Below are 18,730 nucleotides of genomic sequence, written 5' to 3' on the forward strand. Positions count from 1 at the left end.
TCGTGCCTTCCAATCAGAGTGAGCCGGCGGTTACTTGAGGTCGCTTTCCTTGATGTAGCCGGAGTCGACCACCGTCTCCTTGTAGTTGGCCTCGTCGACGCTGACCGGCTCCAGCAGGTAGGCCGGGACGACCTTGGAGCCGTTGTCGTAGGTCTTCTCGTCGTTGACCTCGGGCTTCTTGTCGTTCAGCACCGCGTCGACCATGTTCGAGGCCACCTTGGCGAGTTCGCGGGTGTCCTTGTACACGGTCATCGACTGCTCGCCGGCGATGATCGACTTCACCGAGGCGACCTCGGCGTCCTGACCGGTGACGATCGGCCACGGCTTGCTCTTGGAGCCGTAGTCGTCCGACCGCAGCGCCGAGAGGATGCCGATGGAGATGCCGTCGTACGGCGAGAGGACCGCGTCGACGCGCTCGCTCTTGTAGGCCGAGGTAAGGATTTCGTCCATGCGGTTCTGGGCCTTGCCGCCGTCCCAGCGCAGGGTGGTGACCTGGTTCAGCGCGGTCTGGCCGGAGCGGACGACGAGCTGCTTCTTGTCGATGTAGGGCTGCAGGACGTTCATCGCGCCCTGGAAGAAGTAGCGGGTGTTGTTGTCGTCGTTGGAGCCGGCGAACAGCTCGATGTTGAACGGGCCCTTCTCGCTGCCGTCCTTCAGGCCGAGCTTCTCCAGGATGTAGTTGCCCTGGAGCTCGCCGACCTTCTCGTTGTCGAAGGAGGCGTAGTAGTCGACGTTCTCGGTGCCGAGGATCAGGCGGTCGTAGGAGATCACCGGGATGTTCGCGTCCTTGGCCTGCTGCAGGACGTTGTTCATCGACTTGTTGTCGATGGCCGCGATGATCAGGGCCTTCACGCCCTGCGTGATCAGGTTCTCGACCTGCGAGACCTGCTGGTCGGGGTCGTCCTCGCCGTAGACGAGCTTGGTCTTGTAGCCCTTGGACTCCAGGTCCTTGACGACGTTGTTGCCGTCGGCGATCCAGCGCTCGGAGGACTTGGTCGGCATCGCGATGCCGATGGTGGCGCCCTCGGAGCTGCCCGAGTCCTCCTTGCTGCCGCCCTCGCCGCTCTGGCCGCAGGCGGTCAGGGTGAGGGCGAGGGAAGCGGCCGAGGCTATCGCGGCGAGTGCGGCTCTGCGGTTACGCATGATCATCATCCTTGATGTGTGCGAGGAGGAACCGAGACGAGGTGTGTGGGATTGTGCGCGGCTGTGTCTTGTTTTGTGAAGCCGGTTTTCCGGAAAGTTATGACGGGATGTCGAACCGGCGCAGTGCGCCCGGCAGTCGGGAGCCGAGCGGTGCCATGTCGCCGTCCGCTCCGTGGCGGGCCAGCAGATCGAGAGCGAGCCGGCCGCGCCGCACCCGTTCCTTGGCGGTGGCCAGCGTCAGCTCCCGCACGTGGTGCCCGTAGGGGTAGATTCCGGGAGCCTTGGACAGGCCGAACTTCAGGTAGAGCGGTGCGCCGCGCCGGATGAGCTCGGCCACCTCGTACATCCGCACATAGCCGCCGAGATCGTCGGGGGCCTCGATGTACATGTCCATGGGGGCGCCGGAGGTCCGGCGGATCTCGGTGAGGTGATCCAGCGTCAGGTCGCTGGGCACGTTGACGGAGTCGGCGCCGAGGTGCTCGTAGACCGCGTAACTCGCCGGGTTCACCGGCCCGATGAGCGCGGAGACCTTCAGCGTGGTGTCGGCGGGGAGGATGCCCTGCGTGCGCGCCTTGTGCAGCGTCCACAGCACGCCCTCGTCCGCGACGAGCAGGCACCTGACGCCCAACTCCGTGGCCCGTACGGCGTCTTCGACGCATCCGGCGACGGCGTCGTGGCCGCGCGCCCGCAGCCCCGCGCCCCGGGAGTCGGTACGGGTCGACCCGCCGATGTCCCAGGTGCCGCGCGGGCCGGTGAACAGGCAGAGCTCGATGTCACGTTCGCCGCACGCCTCGACCATCTCGGTGATCTCGGCGTCGGTCAGCATCCACACCCCGCTGCCCTGGCTGATCCGGTGAATCGGCACATCGAGGCGCGAGGACTCCTTGAGGACGACCGCCAGCGCCTCGGGACCCTCGCACGAGGGGATCTCGGTGCGCCAGCGGCCACCGCCCGGGAAGCTGTGCGGTGAGGCGTCGGCGGGATCGAGGGCGGGCGCGCCCAGGCCGAGCGCGGTGAGTGCCTGCTCACCGGGCCTGCGGGCTGCCGTGGCGGAAGCGTCGGTCACAAGCTGTCCTTCGTGTTCGGTATTTCGGACGAGGTTCGCGGCACTGGGTGTGCGGAGGCTGGGAGTACGCCGGTACGGCGGCCGTCAGGTTGCCCCCGTACCGGCGTACGACTGGGGGCGGAGCGGCTAGGGGCGCAGGAGCACCTTGCCGACCTTCGGGTCGCCGGCTCCGACCAGCTCGATGGCCTGCGAGAACTCGGTCAGCGGCAGCTCGTGGGTGACCAGCGGCACCGGATCCAGCAGCCCGGCGCCGAACACCCGCACGGTGTGCGCCCAGGCGTCCGGCGGCGCACCGAAGACGGTGTGCACCTCCAGCTGCCGTACCACCAGATCCGTCGGGTCCAGACCGTCGGCGCCCGGCGCCGGGATCCCCGTCAGCACCAGCCGGCCACCGCGCCGCAGCAGCGCGGCGGCGTTGCGGGCGGCGTCGGCGGACCCGGCCGTCTCGATCACCACGTCGAAGTCGCCGGGCAGCTCCTGGTCCTTGGTGCGGAAGTCGGTGGCGCCGAAGCCCCGCGCCATGGCCGCCCGGTCGGGGCGGGTGCCGACGACCAGCAGCTCGGCCGGGGAGGCGGCCCGCAGGAACTGCACGGCGAACATGCCGAGGGTGCCGGTGCCGACGACGGCGACCCGCTCGCCCGGTTTCGCGGCCGCCTTCAGGGCCGCGGCGGCGATACAGGCGGCCGGCTCCAGCAGGGCGGCGGCGGTGAGGTCTGCGTCGTCGGGGAGCGGGTGGAGGAGGCGGGCGGGGAGCGTGAGGGTCGGGGCCATCGCACCGGGCTGGGTGAAGCCCGTCTCCTCGTAGCCGTCCGTGCACAGCGTCGTGTCGCCCGCGTGGCAGCGGTCGCACACCTGGCAGTTGCGGAAGCCCTCGCCGACCACCTTGCGGCCGACCAGGGACCCGGGGACCCCGGGGCCGACCTCGGCGACCGTGCCGGACCACTCGTGGCCGGGGGTGAGCGGGTAACGGACGTATCCCTCGGGCCGGTTGCCCTGGTACACCTCGCGGTCGCTGCCGCAGATGCCGACGGCGTGCACCCGGACCTGCGCCTCGCCGGGACCGGGCGGGCGGGGGGTGTGCTCCACGAGCCGGTGCGCGCCGGGCGCCTCGATGACGACGGCGGTGCTCACTTCTGCGTGCCCTTCGGCTTGCGCTGCTCCCAGCCCTCGGCCCACAGGTCGAAGCGGGCCTGCTGCTGCGGGAACTCGGCGGCCGCGTCGGTGTCCAGCTCCACGCCGAGGCCGGGGGCGTCGGAGAGGTGGAAGTACCCGTCGATCACCTGCGGCGCGCCCTTGACGACCTTCTTGATCTCCGCGTCGGCGAAGTCGTTGAAGTGCTCAAGGATCTTGAAGTTGGGGGAGGTGAAGCCGACCTGGAGGGACGCGGCGGTCAGCACCGACCCGCCGACGTTGTGCGGCGCGACCAGCATGTAGTGGGTCTCGGCGGTGGCGGCGAGCTTGCGGGTCTCCCAGATGCCGCCGATGTGACCGACGTCCGGCTGGATGATGTCGACGGCCTGGCTCTCGAACAGCTCGCGGAACTCGATCCGGTCGTGGATCCGCTCACCGGTGGCGACCGGCATGTCCACCTTGGCGGCGACCTTCTCCAGCGCCTTGAGGTTCTCCGGCGGGACGGGCTCCTCCAGCCAGGCCGGCTTGAACGGCGCCAGCTCGTGGGCGAGCCGGACGGCGGTGGCGGGGGAGAAGCGGCCGTGCATCTCCAGCATCAGCTCGGCCTCGGGGCCGATGGCGTCGCGGACCGCCTCGATGAGGGAGACGGCGTAGAGGGTCTGCTGGTGGTCCAGCTCGAAGTGCCCGGTGCCGAAGGGGTCGATCTTCAGCGCCCGGTAGCCGCGCGCCATGACCTCCTGGGCGGCCTTGTGGTACGCCTCGGGCGTGCGCTCCGTGGTGTACCAGCCGTTGGCGTACGCCTTGACCTTGTCGGTGACCTTGCCGCCCAGCAGCTGCCACACCGGCACGCCGAGTGCCTTGCCCTTGATGTCCCAGCAGGCCATCTCGATCACGGCGATCCCGGACATCACGATCTCGCCGGCCCGCCCGTAGTCGCCGTACTTCATGCGGCGTACCAGGTCTTCCACGGCGAACGGGTCTGAGCCGAGAATGTGGTTGGCCTCGGCCTCCCTCAGGTAGCCGAGGAGGGCGTCGGTGTGGCCCAGCATCCGGGTCTCCCCGACTCCAGTGATCCCCTCGTCGGTGTGCACCTGAACGTAGGTCAGGTTGCGCCACGGCGTCCCGACCACGTGCGTGCTGATTCCGGTGATGCGCACGGCAGTTGCCCCTCGTGAACGTCGGCTCTGTTCGAAATTTCGTCACTCGTTCGAAATGCTGGCGTGACAGTAAGGAGGCGGCGGTGGGGGTGTCAATGGGGTGGACGGATAACGGTTTCGACACTTTCGACGCCCGGTTTCGGGATGATGCGAGTGGCTTGCCCTCAAGTCGCCGCGCCGGAAGAAGTGGTTCCGCACAGAACCTTCACAGTGGCGACTATGAACGTTACCGATCAAAAACTTAACCTTCCCGCGTCATGGACTACTGCCACCCGTGCCGGCGGCACCTGAATGGCGCCCTGGCTTGCCCGGGGTGCGGGACGCCGGCCGAACAGCTTCGCGCGTACGCGGAGGAAACCGTCGTGCACACCGTCGTGCGGACGGATGTGCGGACCGACGTGGTCACGGTCGTGCGATCGGAGTCGAACGCCGGGGGCCGCGAGGCCGACGAGACGTACGACGACGAGGACGAGTACGACGAGGGCCGCGCCTCCTCCCGGCGCCGTCAGCCGGGCGTGAGCCGTCGCGACCGCAAGGCCGCGGCCCACCGTCGGCGGCGCCGCCGCACCCTGCTGATCGCGGCGGGTTTCGTGCTGGCGGCCGGTGCCCTGAGCCTCGCCGAACTCGGCCTGGACGCCCCGGGGTCGGCCCCGAACCCGGCGGCTGCCGGGGGCGCCTCGCCGGACGGCGGCGCCGCGGTCGGGTCGGACGAGACGGCCTATCCGCGCACCGACGCCTCCGCGGGCGGGCCGGGCGGGGGCACGGCCTCCCCGGACGCCTCGAAGTCCCCCTCACCTTCGAAGTCGGAGAAGGACAAGGACGAGAAGGACGACAAGGAGTCGGCGAGCCCGACGGAGGAGGACGAGTCGACCCCGTCGGACACGGCCCCCGACCCGGCGGCCTCCACCCCGGCTGCCCCGCCCGCACCGGCGCCGACGCCGACCCCGACGGCGGACCCGCCGACCTCGGAGCCGACTCCACAGCCGTCACCCTCGCAGACGTGCGACCGGTTCCTGTGGTGGTGCACCTGAGGCCCGTCCGGTGGTGCTGCACCTCAAGGCCAGTCAGGTGGAGGTGCACCTAAGGCCAGTCCGGCGGATCATGCCGCAGACGCGGCGCGCCCGGGCCGCTCGCCTGCCGCCTCCTTCGCCCACATCTCCAGCAGATCCGTGAACTCGGCCGCCCGGTCCGCCCAGTCCAGCTCCGCCAGTGCCGCCGCCCGGCCGTGTTCGGCGGCGGTCAGGCGCAGGCGCGGGTCCGTGTGCAGCCGCCGTACCGCCTCCGCGGCCGCCGCCGGGTTCCCGTACGGGACGACGAGGCCGCAGTCGTGCCTCGTCACCAGGTCGGCCGCCAGGGGGTTCGGGGTGGTGACGACGGGGACGCCGTGGGCCATGTACTCGGCGACCTTGGTGGGCCGTGAGTGGCGGTAGTTGGGCTCGTCGTGCAGCAGGGAGAGCCCGGCCAGGGCGCCGGAGAGCCGGGCGAGCGCACGGTCGTTGGGGAGATAGCCGTGCCAGCGCAGGACGCCGTGCCGGTCGGCCTCGATGAGCGCGCCGCGTACGTCAGGGTCGGCCGCGCCGATCGCCTCGACCCGTATGCCGGGCCCGAGCAGCCTCGCCGTCTCGATCAGGTCGAGCGCGCCGCGCGCCCGGGACAGGTGCCCCAGATAGACGACCCGGTCCGGGCCGGGCGGCTCCGGGGACCCGGGCGGTACGGTCGGCAGGTTCGGCACGACGGGATGGGGCCGGTCGAAACGCTCCCGGTAGGCGTCCTCGGCGAGCAGCAGCCGCACATGCCGCTCGGCCAGGCGCTCCGCCGCCCGTACCGCCACCCTCAGCGCCGGCCGCAGCGCCGCCGGCAGCCAGCGTTTCATCGTCAGCGCCGCCGCCGTGTCCTCGTGCACGTCCCACACGGTCACCGGACCCCGGCCGCCGCGCCGCCACTGGCGCAGGGTGCCGGGCAGGGCGAGCAGCAGCTCCGGGTCGTGCAGCAGGACCACGTCCGTCTCCGGTCCGCGCTCGGCGAGCAGGGCGCGCGCCGCCCGCAGCGCCGCCCGGCGGTCCCGGCCGGCGGCCCGGGGGAGGTCGACGCCCTCGACACCCGGGCGCGGCACCACTCCACACGCGCTGAACGGAGCGGCGTACACGATCCGGTGGCCGCGTTCGGTCAGGGCGGCGATCTCCCGGTGCAGTATGCGCGCGTCCTCGGGATGGTGGACGACGGTGACCACGAGTATCCGCATCAGAGCAGCACCTTTCGGCTCCGGCCTCGAAGGGGCCCGGTCACAGCACCTCGACCCCAGGCCGGAAGATCCGCCCCCGGGTGTCGAACAGCAGGCGGGCCGCGTCGGCGAGGGCGGGCAGGTCGTAGCAGGAGTGGTCCTGGAGCAGGATCGCCAGATCGTGCTCGGCCACGGCGGCCATCGGGTCGTCGACGCGGGGGACCGGCACGTCGTCGACGCGCCACTCGCAGACGTGCGGGTCGTGGAAGAAGACCTCGGCCTCCCGCTGCCGCAGCAGCCGGGCCACCGGCACGGCCGGGGACTCCCGCTGGTCGGCGACGTCGGGCTTGTAGGTGACCCCGAGCAGCAGTACCCGCGAGCCGTGCAGCGGCCGGCCGGCGGTGTTGAGGAGGTCCTGGGCGCGGCGCACGACGTACTCCGGCATCCGCCGGTTGATCTCCTGGGCCAGCTCGACGAACCGGAACTCGTAGCCCAGCGAGGAACGCACCTTGTACGACAGGTAGTTCGGGTCGATGGGTATGCAGTGCCCGCCGACGCCCGCGCCCGGCCGGAACGCCTGGAAGCCGAACGGTTTCGTGCTCGCGCAGCGGATCGCGTCCCACAGGTCGACGCCCAGCTCGTGGCTGATGACGGCGAGTTCGTTGACGAGGGCGATGTTGACGTGCCGGTAGGTGTTCTCCAGCAGCTTGGCCATCTCGGCCTCGCGGGTGCCCTTCGCCTGGACGACCGTGTCGACGAGCTTGCCGTAGAAGGCGACCGCCCGGACGGTGCACGAGGGGGTGCAGCCGCCGACGACCTTGGGGGTGTCGCGCAGCCCGTGCCCGGTGTTGCCGGGGTCGATGCGCTCCGGTGAGAAGGCGAGGGCGAAGTCCTCCCCGGCCCGCAGCCCGGACTCCGCCTCCAGCAGCGGTCGTACGACCTCTTCGGTGGTGCCCGGATACGTGGTGGACTCCAGCACGACGAGCTGCCCGCGCCGCAGCCGGCCCGCCACCGCGCGGACGGCGGCGGTGACCGCGCTCAGATCGGGCCCGCCGTCCTCGTTGAGCGGGGTCGGCACGCAGATCACCACGTTCTGCGCGCGGGCGAGACAACCGTCGTCGGTGTACGCCCTGAAGCCGGCCGCCAGCATCGCGCGGACGTCGTCGTCGGACACGTCGTCGACATGGGAGCGTCCGGAGTTGAGCCCGGCGACGACCCGGGGGTCCCGGTCGACGCCCACGACCTTCAGGCCCACCGTCGCCGCCTCCCGCGCGAGCGGCAGCCCGACGTAGCCGAGCCCGATCACCGCGACTTCGGCGGTGCCGGCCAGTTCCGATTCCCCGAGCGGTTCAGTCTGGTGGACCTGCATAGGGCTTCACCCCTGCCTCGTGGCGGGACCCGGCCGGGCCCGCATCTCAAGCGCAGCCGAGGGCGCGGTACGCCTCGCGGGTGGTCGCGGCGACGCGCTTCCAGGTGCGGTCACGCGCCACGAACTCGCGGGCGGCCGCTCCCCATTCGGCCCGACGGTTTCGACTGTAAAGCAGCGCTTCGATCGCATCTGCCCAGGCTTGTGGGGATCCGGGTGGGGCGAGGTGTCCGGTCACTCCTGGCTGGACAAGCTCCCGCAACGCGGGTACGTCACTGGCCACCACCGGCAGCCCGCTCGCCATCGCCTCCACCGGCTTCAGTGGTGTCACCAGCCGGCACACGCGCTCGTCGGTACGCGGCACCGCGAACATGTCCAACACCGCGTGGTACGCCCGCACTTGGGCGTACGGCACCCGGCCGGTGAACACCGCCGTCCCGTCGGCCAGACCCAGCCGGCCGGCCAGCCGCAGCAGGCCGGCGCGCTCCGGTCCGTCCCCCACGATCAGCAGCCGCAACGGCACCCCGCGACGCCTCAGCTCGGCACCCGCATGGAGCAATGTGCCGATTCCCTCGTGTGGAGTAAGGCTGCTGACCGTGCCGACCACGAAATCGTCCGGCGCGATGCCGAGCCGCGCCCGCAGCCGCCCCCCGTCCGCAAGCGGCGCCAGGAACTCCTCGTCCACCGCGTTCGGCACGATCAGCACCCGCTCCTCGGGCACCCCGCGCGCCACGATCTCCGCCTTCATCGCCGCGCCCAGCGTCAGCACCAGGTCCGCCTCGCGCATGCAGTGCGTCTCCAGCTCACGCCGGGCCCGGTACGACGCGTCGGCGGGCGTCCGCCCCGGGGCCTGGGTCAGCCAGGTGTCCTCCAGGAAGCCGCGCACCTCGTAGACCACCGGCAGCCCGTAGGCCGCGCGCAGGGCCAGCGCCACCCGCCCGTTGCCGTGGTCGGTGGCCGGGTGCAGCACGGCGGGCCGCAGCCGCTGAACCAGCCGGCCGGCCAGCTCGGCGTTGCGGGCCAGCACCGCCGCCTGCCCGTACGGCAGCCACGGCGGCAGCAGCCGGTGCTGCGGCACGCCGCCCACCGTCTGCAGCGGGCGGGCGTCCAGCACCCCCTGCGCCACCGGGAACCCGATCCGCGTCACCACGTGCGGATCCAGCCCGGCGGCCCGCTGCGCCTCGGCGATCTGCTGGGTGCGCACGGTGTAGCCGGCGTGCTTGAACGGCAGCCCGTTGGTGACCAGATGCAGCACCCGGCCCGGCACCGGCCGGACCCGGCGGGCGGGCGGCGCGGGCACCCGTACCCCGGATGGAGCAGCGCTCGGCCCGGCCGTCCGGGCCCGGTCCGCGAGCCGCCGTTCCAGCGGCCTGACCCGGCGCCGCACGGACGACGGCAGCAGTCGTACCCCCAGCAGGGCCGCCCGGACGGGGTCATGGCGCAGTTCGCCCCACGCGACGGATGCGGCCAGACTGAGCGCACGGGGGATATGACGCGACATGCCGTCACGTTAGGCGGCGAGAGCGGAGAAAGTACGACATGAACGGCCGTGTACTCCACGTCGTCGGCACCCGACCGAACTTCGTCAAGGCCGCCCCGGTCGTCGCCGCACTGCGCACGGCGGGCTGCGACCAGGTCCTGGTGCATACCGGTCAGCATTACGACGAACGGATGTCGGACATCTTCTTCCGGCAACTCGGCCTGCCCGAGCCGGACACCGATCTCGGCGTCGGCTCCGGCAGCCACGCCTGGCAGACGGCCGACCTGCTGATCGCCCTGGAGGGTGAGCTGACCGCGCGCGACCCCGCCCTCGTGATGGTGTACGGGGACGTCAACTCGACGCTGGCGGCCGCCCTCGTCGCCGCCAAGCTGGGCATCCCCCTCGCCCATGTGGAGGCGGGACTGCGCAGCTTCGACATGGCGATGCCGGAGGAGGTCAACCGGCGGCTGGTCGACCAGCTGGCCGAGCTGCTGTTCGCCACCAGCCCCGAGGCGGTGGGCCATCTCGCCCGGGAGGGCGTGGACCCCGCCCGAGTCCATCTCGTCGGCAACCCCATGATCGACACCCTGCTCACCCATCTGAACCACTTCGACCCGGCCGCCGCCCGCGCCGCGTACCAACTGCCCGAGCGCTACGGCGTGGTCACCCTGCACCGCCCCGCCAACGTCGACGACCCCGAGGCGGCGAAGGCGGCCGCCCACGCCCTGACCGAGGCGGCGCGGCTCCTCGACCTCGCCGTGCCCCTGCACCCGCGCGGCAGGGCGGCACTCGGCGCCGCGGGCCTGGACGGCGCACCGGGCGTCCACGTCCTCGACCCGCTGGGCTACGTCGAGTTCATGAGCCTGGTGCGCGGCGCCGCCGCCGTCATCACCGACTCGGGCGGCGTACAGGAGGAGACCACCGTCCTGGGCGTGCCCTGCCTGACCCTGCGCACCACGACCGAGCGCCCGGTCACCGTCACCCACGGCACCAACCGCCTCGTCGGCCACGCCGAACTCGTCCCCGCGCTGAGCAAGGTGCTGGACGGCGAACAGCCGGCGCCCGACGAGGGCCCGCCGCTGTGGGACGGGCGGGCCGGGGCCCGGATCGCCGCCGAGGTCACCCGCTGGCTGGACCACCATGTCTGAGTCCACCCGCCTCTACTGGGACACCCGCCACCGCGAGCACGACGACCTCGCCTCCGGCGGCCACATCGGCCTGGGCCGCGCGAGCAACGAGATCTTCTACGCGCTGCGGCTGGGCACCCTGCTCCCCCTGATCGGCGACCTGGCCGACGAGTCGGCCCCGCTGTTCGTGCTCGACGCGGGCTGCGGCAAGGGCCACTTCGCCCGCGCCCTGGCCCGCTGCGGCCACCGCGTCGACGCCTTCGACGCGAGCGAGGAGGCCGTCGCGCACGCCCGCGCCCAGGGCGGCGGCCCCCGCTACACCGTCGCCGCCCTCGACGAGTGGCGCAGCCCCTGGCCGTACGACGTCGTGCTCTGCGTCGACGTCCTCTTCCACGTCCTCGACGACGAGGAATGGGCGGCTGGCCTGCGCAATATCGCCTCGCTGGTGAGGATCACCGGACGGCTGATCCTCACCGACGAGGACATCGGCACCCGCCGGCCGCGCGGCGACTACATCGTGCACCGCCCGACCGCCGACTACACCGCGCTGCTCGAACCCCTCGGCCTGCGCCACACCCTGTTCACCCCCTACGGCTTCCGCGAGAACGAGGTCGGCTTCCACGTCTTCACGAGGACCCGCTGATGCGCCTGACCGATCTGCTCCACCCCCACCTGGACGGCGTCACCACCGTCGTGGACGCCACCGACGGCGGGCTCGACCTGGAGCCCTACCTGCACCTGCCCGGCCATGTCGCCCTGCACCACGGCGAACACGACATCGGCGAGAGCGAACTGGTGATCGTGTCGTACGGCCCCGATCCGGCGCTGCACGGCACCGAGACCGACTGCCTCGCCGTACTGCGCCGCATGCGCCCCGGCGGCCGCGGCCTGATCCTCTTCGGCCACCACGGGCCCGAACTGCCCTACCACCGGCTGCTCGACGCCCTGGTCACCCACCACTGCCAGGTGCTGCGCGCCGCCCCCCTCGACTATGTGCATCTGCACGCGGGCGCGGTGTTCGTCCGCACCGACGAACTCCAGCCGCCCCACGACTGGTTCGGGCGGCCCGTGCCGGCGGAGGGCTTCGCCACCGCGCTGCGGCTCGCCGACGAGTACGTCCTCGCCGACCTGGTCTCGCGGTCGCTGCGAGCCCGGGTGCTGGACCTGGAACGCGAGGCCGAGGAAGCCGAACGCGGCCAGGGTCCCGTCCACGAGGACGGCCTCGCCGAGCGCCTCGCGGCCGCCGTACGGGAGAAGGATCAGCTGGCGGCCGCCCTGCACCGCGCCCGGGACCGGGTCGGCCTGCTGCAGGCGCGGGTGGCCATGCTGGAGGGCTCCACCTCACTGCGGGTCGGGCGGGCCCTGGTGTCGGCGGCGCGCTCACCCCGGCGTGAGGCGCCACGGCTGCCGCAGGAGCTGTACGGGTTGTGGCGCGCGCGAGCGAAGGCGGGTTCCGCGTCGTCGAGCGCGGGGGCCCGGGAGTTGTACACGCTGTGGCGCGGGCGGGGCAGGTCGCGTACCGCGTCGCCGGAGGCGGGGGTGTCGTACGGGTTGTGGCGGGGGCGGGGGAACTCGCGTGTCGCGTCCGCGGGTACGACGCCCGAGGGGCGGACGAAGCCGCGCCCCGCGTCTTCGAGTACGGCACCGGAGGCCATCGTGCGGGAGGCCGTGCCGGACGGGCGGATGCACCTCGCCCACCGGGCGTTCGCCTCGATGCCCCGTGACCGGCTGGTGATCGCCGGAGTGCTCGCCGACACCACCGCCGCCGACCTCGCGACGGACGCCGTGGTCAACCGGGCGCTGCCGCACGACGGCCGACTGGTCGTGCAGCGCACCGACCCCGACGCCCTGGTCGTCCAGCTCAGCGCCTGCACCGGCGACGGCCCCTGGGCGCTCACCGGCACCGGACTCGCCCCCGACCTCGACCGCAGGCTCGCCGAACTGCTCACCGAGACACGGGCGGCGGGCCGCCGCTGCGTGCTGTGGCGGGACGGCCCGGCCTCGGCGGCCCCCGGCCTCACCCGGCTCGCCTGGGACGCCGTCCTCGACGCGGACGCCGGTGTGCGGCTGGCGAGCCTGGACCCGGCGGCGGCCGGCCGGCAGCGGCTGCGCGAGGTGTTCCGGGCGGACAGCACCCGGGTACGCCTGTCGCAGCTGGCCCGCCGGATCGGCGCCCCCGACCCGCTGGACCAACGCCGCGTCTGCGTACTGGCCGAGCCACGGGACCGGGCCGACATCGCCCGGCTCGCCGCCCAGGTACTGAACCAGAGACACCGGCCCGCCGAGGTCGTCGTACCCGATCCCACCGGACTCGACGAACTCACCGCCGCCGGCGTGACCGTACGCACCGGCGAACCCGGCGCGCCCTGGGTCGCCGACTGGACCGACCTCACCGAGGACCGCCCGGACACCCTGCTGCTCGACCTGATGTGCGCTCAGGAGTACTCCGGCGCCGACGCGGTGGGCAGCACGCCCGCCGCCGACGACTACACCTTCGTCCCCGAACTGCGCCCCCTCCTGGTGCGCCGGTCCCTGCTGGCGTCCGGCGCACCGCCCGAGACCTGGGCCCGTCAGGGGCACCGCCTGTTCGCCTGGTGCGGGAAGGAGCCGACATGAGCCGGACACTGAACGCGCTCGTCTACGGCGACGTTGACCTCAACCTCATCGACGGCTCCGCCGTCTGGGCCCAGTCGACGGTGCAGGCACTGTCACGGGCCGGCTGCCGGACCCGGCTCGTCCTGAAGGCCCCCGTGCTCACCGGGCGGCTGATCGACCCGCTGGCCGGGCTGCCCGGGGTCACGGTGGTCCGCCCCCACGAGGAGCGGCTGCTGCCCGGACTGTCCGACCGGCCGCTGTCGCCCGTGCAGGCCTCCCACGCGCTCGCCCGGCTCGACGAGGACGAGCCCTGCGACCTGCTGGTGCTGCGCGGACGGCGACTGGTCGGCCGCGTGGTCGCCGACGGCCACTTCGAGGGGCGGATCTGGGCCTACCTCACCGACATCCCGCAGTCGGCCGCCGAGATGACCGAGGGGGCCCGCGCGGAACTCACCCGCATCGCCCGCACCTCCCAGCGCCTGCTGTGCCAGACCGAGGAGTTGCGCTGCCTGCTGGAGACGTGGGTGCCCGAGGCCTGCGGCAAGTGCGTGCTCAGCCCGCCCGCCGTGCCCGAGCCGGGCTTCCCGGTGCCGGAGCACGACCGCCCGCACGACCCGTTCCGGCTCGTCTACACCGGCAAGTTCGCCCCCCTGTGGAACACCCTGCCCATGACCCGCCTGCCGGCCCTGCTCGCCGAACGGGGCGTCCGGGCGGAGCTGCACACCGTCGGCGACAAGATCCACGACGACCCCGCCCGCCCGGAGTTCCAGGCCGCCATGGCCCGCGCGCTGGCCGTCACCCCGGGCGTCGAGCATCACGGCGGGCAGCCCCGAGAGGAGGCCATGCGCATCGCCGCCGACTGCGACCTCGGCCTCGGCTGGCGCGAGCCCGCCCTCGACGCCAGCCTCGAACTGTCCACCAAGGTCCTGGAGTTCGGCGCCCTCGGACTGCCCGTCGTGCTCAACCGCACCCCCGCCCACGAGGTGCTGCTCGGCGCCGACTATCCGCTCTACGTGCCCGGACGCGCCGCACTCGACGACGCCGCCGAGGCGGTCGCCCGTGCCGTGCGCGAGCCCCGGGCCCGGCGGCTCGCCGCCGACCGCTGCCGGGAGGCCGCCGCCCGGTACACCCTCCGGGCGGCCGCCGAACGCTGGCGCTCCCAGCTCGACCAGGCCTTCCCCGAGGCGCCGGCCACCGTGGCCGCCCGGCCGCTGCCGCTGCGGGTCGGTGTCGCGGGCCACGACCTGAAGTTCCTCTCCCGGCTCCTGGACCACTTCCGTACGCTGCCCGGTCTCGACGTACGCGTCGACGCCTGGCCCGCGCTCGCCCGCCACGATCCGGCCGCGAGCCGGGAACTCGCCGACTGGGCCGATGTCGTGGTCGTCGAATGGTGCGGTCCGGCCGCCGTCTGGTACAGCCGCCACAAACGGCAGGGCAGCCGGCTGATCGTCCGGCTGCACCGCTTCGAGCTGGACGCCGACTGGCCGGGGCAGGTCGACATCGACGCCGTCGACCAGGTGATCTGCGTCAGCTCGTACTACGCCCGCCGCACCCTGGCGTGCACCGGCTGGCCGGAGTCCAAGGTCACGGTCGTCCCGAACTGGGTGGACACCGACCAGCTCGACCGCCCCAAGGCGCCCGGCGCCCGCTTCCGCCTCGGCATGATCGGCATCGCGCCCAGCCGCAAACGTCTCGACCTGGGCCTCGACGTCCTTCAGGCCCTGCGCGCCCGGGACCGCCGCTGGCACCTCTCGGTCAAGTCCAAGCCGCCCTGGGAGTACTGGTGGATCTGGAACAAGCCCGAGGAGCGCGCGCACTACGACGCCGTACTGCGGCGGATGCAGACCTCGCCGCTGCTCGAAGGTGCCGTCGTCTTCGACGAGTTCGGCGCGGACGTGGCGAGCTGGCTCCGGCGCGTCGGACACGTCCTGTCCACCAGCGACGACGAGAGCTTCCACCTCGCCCCGGCGGAGGGCATGGCCTCCGCCGCGGTCCCCGCGCTGCTGCCGTGGCCCGGGGCGGACGAGATCTACGACCGACGGTGGATCCACCAGGACCCTCAGACGATGGCGAACGCACTCGCCGACCTGGACGAGGAGGCCTGGCGGGCCGCCGGGCAGGTGGCCCGCACCCAGGTGCGGGAACAGTTCTCACTGCACCGGGTGGCCCGGGAGTGGACGGAGCTGCTGGTGTCCGGCTGACGGAACCGGGCGCTCGGGTTTGGCGACCCGGAACGCGAACTGGCCGCAGAACGTCAGCTTGCGCAGGTTCACCAGTGCAGTCCGCCGCTTGGTGTCCTTCGCCCAGCCGTCGATCTCGGCGTTGAGCGGGGACTCCTCGTCCCAGTACCGCCCGTACTCCGCCTTCCGCCCGTTGTCGTAGGTCCGCATGATCAGCGTCACCCCGTCCAGGGACGGCCGGATCTCCCGCAGGGCCAGCCCGGCCTCCTCGACCAGCACCCGGAATCCGTACGGCGTGTAGTTCCACAGGCTGAAGGAGTGGTACGGCTCGAACTGGGACGTGCTGCCGATGAACAGCCCGCCCGGCCGCAGCACCCGGCCGATCTCCGCCAGCAGCTCACGCGGGTGCGAGACGTGCTCGAAGACCTGGTGCGAGTAGATCAGCGGCACGGTGTCCGAGCGGAACGGAAGACGGACACCGTCGAAGTGGACCAGCGGAGCGCCGTCGGGCCGGTACTGCCGGGCCTCCGGAGAGTCCCGGATGTCGACTCCGACCCACCGCACCTTCGGATCGTGCCTGCGGAAGAGCGCCACGGACGCGCCTCGCCCGCACCCCAGGTCGACCACCCGGTCCGGCGCGCCCGGCGAGGTCATGACCTCGTCGAGGTAGTAGCGGGACGTGACCTGGCGGGCGTGGTCGTCGGGGATGCAGTCGCGCATGAGGTCCCACAGGGTCGCCATGTGCCGAGGCTAGAGACGTGCCGCACCCGCGGCCCAGGATCGGTCCGGCGGTTCGCGACCGCCGCCACCCGGAAGGCGTGACGCCGAGATGATCCAACGACAGGCCCGAGGGGTCCTAGCCCTCCGCCCCCACCATCCGCTGCAACAGATCCCGCAGTGTCAGCCGCTCCTGTTCGCTCAGCCCCGCCAGCGGCTCCCGGGCGAAGCGCAGGGACTCGCGCAGGCTGCGGGCCACCCGGCGGCCCTCGTCCGTCGCCGCCGCCAGCTTCACCCGGCGGTCGGTCGCGTCCGGGCGGCGCTCGACCAGGCCCCGGGCCTCCAGGCGGTCGACGATGCCCGTGACGTTCGAGGGCTCGCACTTGAGCTTGTGGGCCAGCTTGCGCATGGGGAGGGGCTCCAGCGAGAGCAGGCTGAGCAGCTTCGCCTGGGCGCCGGTCAGCGCGTGGTCGGCGGCCGCCCCCTCGTACTCCTCGTGGTAGCGGGCCACGACCGAGCCGATCAGGTCGACGACTTCCATGGTCAGCGCGTCGGGGCGGGTGGTGTGAGGTGTGGCCATGGTTCCCAGAGTACCCGGTTACTTGACAGCATGAAATGTTCAAGCGCATCGTTGTTTCAGGTACTGAAGTATTGTTCTGAGCGTTGAGCCCGACGCTGAGTGGAAAGGCGCCCCACATGACCGACATTCCCACCCTTCCCGACGCCAACCGCGAATGGCACCTCCTCAGCCGCCCCGTCGGCTGGCCCAAGCCCGAGGACTTCGCCCTCGTCGAGGCCCCGATGCCCACGCCCGGTGAGGGACAGGTGCTGGTGAAGAACCTGTACGTCTCCGTCGACCCCTACATGCGCGGGCGCATGAGCGCCGCCAAGTCCTACGCCGCCCCCTACGAGCTGGGCAAGGTCATGCACGGCGGCGCGGTCGGCGAGGTCGTCGCCTCCAACGCCGAGGCCGTCGCCGTCGGGGACCACGTCCTGCACTCCCTCGGCTGGCGCGAGTACGCCGCCGTCGACGCGACGAAGGCCGTCAAGGTCGACCCGCAGGCCGCGCCCCTGTCGACGTACCTCGGCGTCCTCGGCATGACCGGGCTCACCGCGTACGCCGGTCTGCTGCGCACCGCCGCCTTCAAGGAGGGCGACGTGGTGTTCGTGTCCGGGGCCGCCGGTGCCGTCGGCAGCCAGGTGGGGCAGATCGCGAAGCTCAAGGGCGCCTCCCGGGTCATCGGCTCCGCCGGTTCCGACGAAAAGGTCAAGCTGCTCGTCGAGGAGTACGGCTTCGACGCCGCCTTCAACTACAAGGCCGGGCCGGTGAGCGAGCAGCTGCGGGACGCCGCGCCGGACGGGATCGACGTGTACTTCGACAATGTCGGCGGGGAGCACCTGCAGGCGGCCATCGGCTCCCTCAACCAGGGCGGCCGGATCGCCGTCTGCGGCATGATCTCCGTCTACAACAACACCGAGCCCGCCCCCGGCCCGAACAACCTCGCCCGCCTCATCCAGACCCGCGGCCGCATCGAGGGCTTCCTGGTCGCCGACCACTACGACCTCCAGCCGCAGTTCGTCCAGGAGGTCGGCCCCTGGGTCGCCTCGGGCGCCCTGAAGTACCGCGAGACCGTCGTCGAGGGCATCGAGAACAACCTGGAGGCCTTCCTCGGCGTCCTGCGCGGCGACAACACCGGGAAGATGATCGTCAAGCTCTGAGTCGAGGGGACGACGGCCCGCCGGTCACCGGGCACCGGCGCTCACCTCCTCACCGAGCAGGATGGCCCGCACCGGGCACGCCGCCGCGGCCTGGCGCACGTGTTCGACCTGGTTGTCGGGGACGGCCGTCGCGTACAACAGGCCCTCCTCCCCGTGCAGCTGGAACACCTCCGGAGCGAGGAACACGCACTGGGCGTAGCCCTGGCAGCGGGTGAGATCCACAACGGTCCGCATCCCCACCACTTCCTCCGTTGTCTCACCCCCTCATCTCCAGCATGGGGTGAGAACGGGGGGCTCGCACGGCCACGGCGGCGGCCGCGGGTCGGGGCACCGGAGGGCGGCGGGTCAGCCCAGGGCGCGGTCGAGGTTGAAGGCGGCGCTGATGAGGGCGAGGTGAGTGAAGGCCCGGGGGAAGTTGCCCAGTTGCCGGCCTGTGTGGCTGATCTCCTCGGCGTAGAGGCCGACATGGTTGGCGTAGGTGAGCATCTTTTCGAAGGCCAGGCGGGCTTCGTCCAGGCGTCCGGCGCGGGTGAGGGCCTCGACGTACCAGAAGGAGCAGATGGAGAAGGTGCCCTCGTCGCCTTCCAGGCCGTCGGGGCCGGCGTCCTCGTGCTGGACGAAGGCCTGCCGGGTGGGCGACCAGCCCTGCTCCATGATCCGCCAGTAGATCCGGTCCCGTACCGGGCCCCAGCGGGTGAGCTCGGCGGGCAGGCTCCGGTGCCGGGCGATGCGGATGGCGCGGTCGATGGCCACCCAGCACATCAGTCGGGAGTAGACGAACACCCCCACTATTGATGAGATCATCAATTTCTTGTTGTTTCCCTATTG

16 protein-coding genes and 1 pseudogene are annotated in these 18,730 nt (G+C 72.1%); 6 read left to right on the forward strand and 11 right to left on the reverse strand.

The genetic code is table 11. The features are described from left to right. Positions 1-30: 30 nt before the first annotated feature. From chvE to I2W78_RS27810, 4 genes are all read right to left on the reverse strand, one after another. Positions 31-1,143, reverse strand: coding sequence for a multiple monosaccharide ABC transporter substrate-binding protein (chvE, locus tag I2W78_RS27795; RefSeq protein ID WP_374222705.1), 1,113 nt, complete (start codon positions 1,141-1,143; stop codon positions 31-33). Positions 1,144-1,240: 97 nt separating this feature from the next. Next, entirely contained in the window at positions 1,241-2,209 is a 969-nt protein-coding gene (locus tag I2W78_RS27800; RefSeq protein WP_196462986.1) for a hypothetical protein, read from the reverse strand. 126 nt (positions 2,210-2,335) lie between these two features. Beyond that, a complete protein-coding gene (locus I2W78_RS27805) occupies positions 2,336-3,340 on the reverse strand; it encodes a zinc-dependent alcohol dehydrogenase (RefSeq protein ID WP_196462987.1) in 1,005 nt (334 codons plus the stop codon). Continuing rightward, complete coding sequence (locus I2W78_RS27810; RefSeq protein WP_196462988.1) at positions 3,337-4,497, reverse strand: mandelate racemase/muconate lactonizing enzyme family protein; 1,161 nt, start codon at positions 4,495-4,497, stop codon at positions 3,337-3,339. Before I2W78_RS27810 ends, I2W78_RS27805 begins: the two co-directional genes overlap by 4 nt. Positions 4,498-4,754: 257 nt before the next feature. Here I2W78_RS27810 and I2W78_RS27815 point away from each other — a divergent pair, with 257 nt between their 5' ends. Continuing rightward, positions 4,755-5,528, forward strand: a complete 774-nt coding sequence (locus tag I2W78_RS27815; protein ID WP_196462989.1) for an SCO2400 family protein — start codon at positions 4,755-4,757, stop codon at positions 5,526-5,528. A 68-nt stretch (positions 5,529-5,596) separates the two neighbouring features. On the opposite strand, the gene I2W78_RS27820 is transcribed toward I2W78_RS27815, so the two are convergent. Genes I2W78_RS27820 through I2W78_RS27830 form a run of 3 tightly spaced genes read right to left on the reverse strand, consistent with a single transcriptional unit; the run spans position 5,597 to position 9,585 of the window. Continuing rightward, positions 5,597-6,739, reverse strand: coding sequence for a glycosyltransferase family protein (locus I2W78_RS27820; protein ID WP_196462990.1), 1,143 nt, complete (start codon positions 6,737-6,739; stop codon positions 5,597-5,599). 40 nt (positions 6,740-6,779) lie between these two features. Continuing rightward, entirely contained in the window at positions 6,780-8,087 is a 1,308-nt protein-coding gene (locus I2W78_RS27825; RefSeq protein ID WP_196462991.1) for a nucleotide sugar dehydrogenase, read from the reverse strand. Between the two features lie 46 nt (positions 8,088-8,133). Then, on the reverse strand, positions 8,134-9,585 hold the full coding sequence (locus I2W78_RS27830) for a glycosyltransferase family 4 protein (protein ID WP_196462992.1): 1,452 nt from the start codon (positions 9,583-9,585) through the stop codon (positions 8,134-8,136). A 38-nt stretch (positions 9,586-9,623) separates the two neighbouring features. On the opposite strand from I2W78_RS27830, the gene wecB reads away from it, so the two are divergent. From wecB to I2W78_RS27850, 4 genes are read left to right on the forward strand one after another with little or no spacing between them, the layout of a single operon-like run. Next, positions 9,624-10,712 carry a non-hydrolyzing UDP-N-acetylglucosamine 2-epimerase gene (gene wecB, locus I2W78_RS27835; protein ID WP_196462993.1) on the forward strand — a complete coding sequence of 363 codons (1,089 nt, stop codon included), beginning with the start codon at positions 9,624-9,626 and terminating at the stop codon, positions 10,710-10,712. Then, complete coding sequence (locus I2W78_RS27840) at positions 10,705-11,334, forward strand: class I SAM-dependent methyltransferase (protein ID WP_196462994.1); 630 nt, start codon at positions 10,705-10,707, stop codon at positions 11,332-11,334. The genes wecB and I2W78_RS27840 overlap by 8 nt, the downstream gene beginning before the upstream one ends. Further along, on the forward strand, positions 11,334-13,307 hold the full coding sequence (locus tag I2W78_RS27845; protein WP_196462995.1) for a hypothetical protein: 1,974 nt from the start codon (positions 11,334-11,336) through the stop codon (positions 13,305-13,307). The genes I2W78_RS27840 and I2W78_RS27845 overlap by 1 nt, the downstream gene beginning before the upstream one ends. Beyond that, positions 13,304-15,487 (forward strand): glycosyltransferase, encoded by a 2,184-nt coding sequence (locus I2W78_RS27850; RefSeq protein ID WP_196462996.1) that lies wholly within the window; start codon positions 13,304-13,306, stop codon positions 15,485-15,487. The genes I2W78_RS27845 and I2W78_RS27850 overlap by 4 nt, the downstream gene beginning before the upstream one ends. On the opposite strand, the gene I2W78_RS27855 is transcribed toward I2W78_RS27850, so the two are convergent. Together I2W78_RS27855 and I2W78_RS27860 are read right to left on the reverse strand one after the other, a co-directional pair. Continuing rightward, positions 15,437-16,207: a class I SAM-dependent methyltransferase gene (locus I2W78_RS27855; protein WP_196462997.1), complete on the reverse strand. Its 771-nt coding sequence runs from the start codon at positions 16,205-16,207 to the stop codon at positions 15,437-15,439. The two genes, I2W78_RS27850 and I2W78_RS27855, sit on opposite strands and share 51 nt — an antisense overlap. A gap of 115 nt (positions 16,208-16,322) precedes the next feature. Next, the gene (locus I2W78_RS27860; protein WP_196462998.1) at positions 16,323-16,763 is read right to left on the reverse strand and encodes a MarR family winged helix-turn-helix transcriptional regulator; all 441 of its coding nucleotides are present in this window, start codon (positions 16,761-16,763) and stop codon (positions 16,323-16,325) included. 116 nt (positions 16,764-16,879) lie between these two features. Between I2W78_RS27860 and I2W78_RS27865 the strand changes: the two genes are divergently transcribed. After that, positions 16,880-17,902: an NADP-dependent oxidoreductase gene (locus I2W78_RS27865; RefSeq protein ID WP_196462999.1), complete on the forward strand. Its 1,023-nt coding sequence runs from the start codon at positions 16,880-16,882 to the stop codon at positions 17,900-17,902. 24 nt (positions 17,903-17,926) lie between these two features. On the opposite strand, the gene I2W78_RS27870 is transcribed toward I2W78_RS27865, so the two are convergent. After that, positions 17,927-18,136 carry a ferredoxin gene (locus I2W78_RS27870; protein ID WP_196463000.1) on the reverse strand — a complete coding sequence of 70 codons (210 nt, stop codon included), beginning with the start codon at positions 18,134-18,136 and terminating at the stop codon, positions 17,927-17,929. Positions 18,137-18,247: 111 nt separating this feature from the next. Continuing rightward, positions 18,248-18,682, reverse strand: a pseudogene (locus I2W78_RS27875) (glycoside hydrolase family 15 protein); the annotation flags it as partial. Positions 18,683-18,730: the final 48 nt, after the last annotated feature.

It is taken from the genome of Streptomyces spinoverrucosus (genome assembly GCF_015712165.1).
GTDB classification, from domain to species: Bacteria; Actinomycetota; Actinomycetes; order Streptomycetales; family Streptomycetaceae; genus Streptomyces; species Streptomyces spinoverrucosus_A.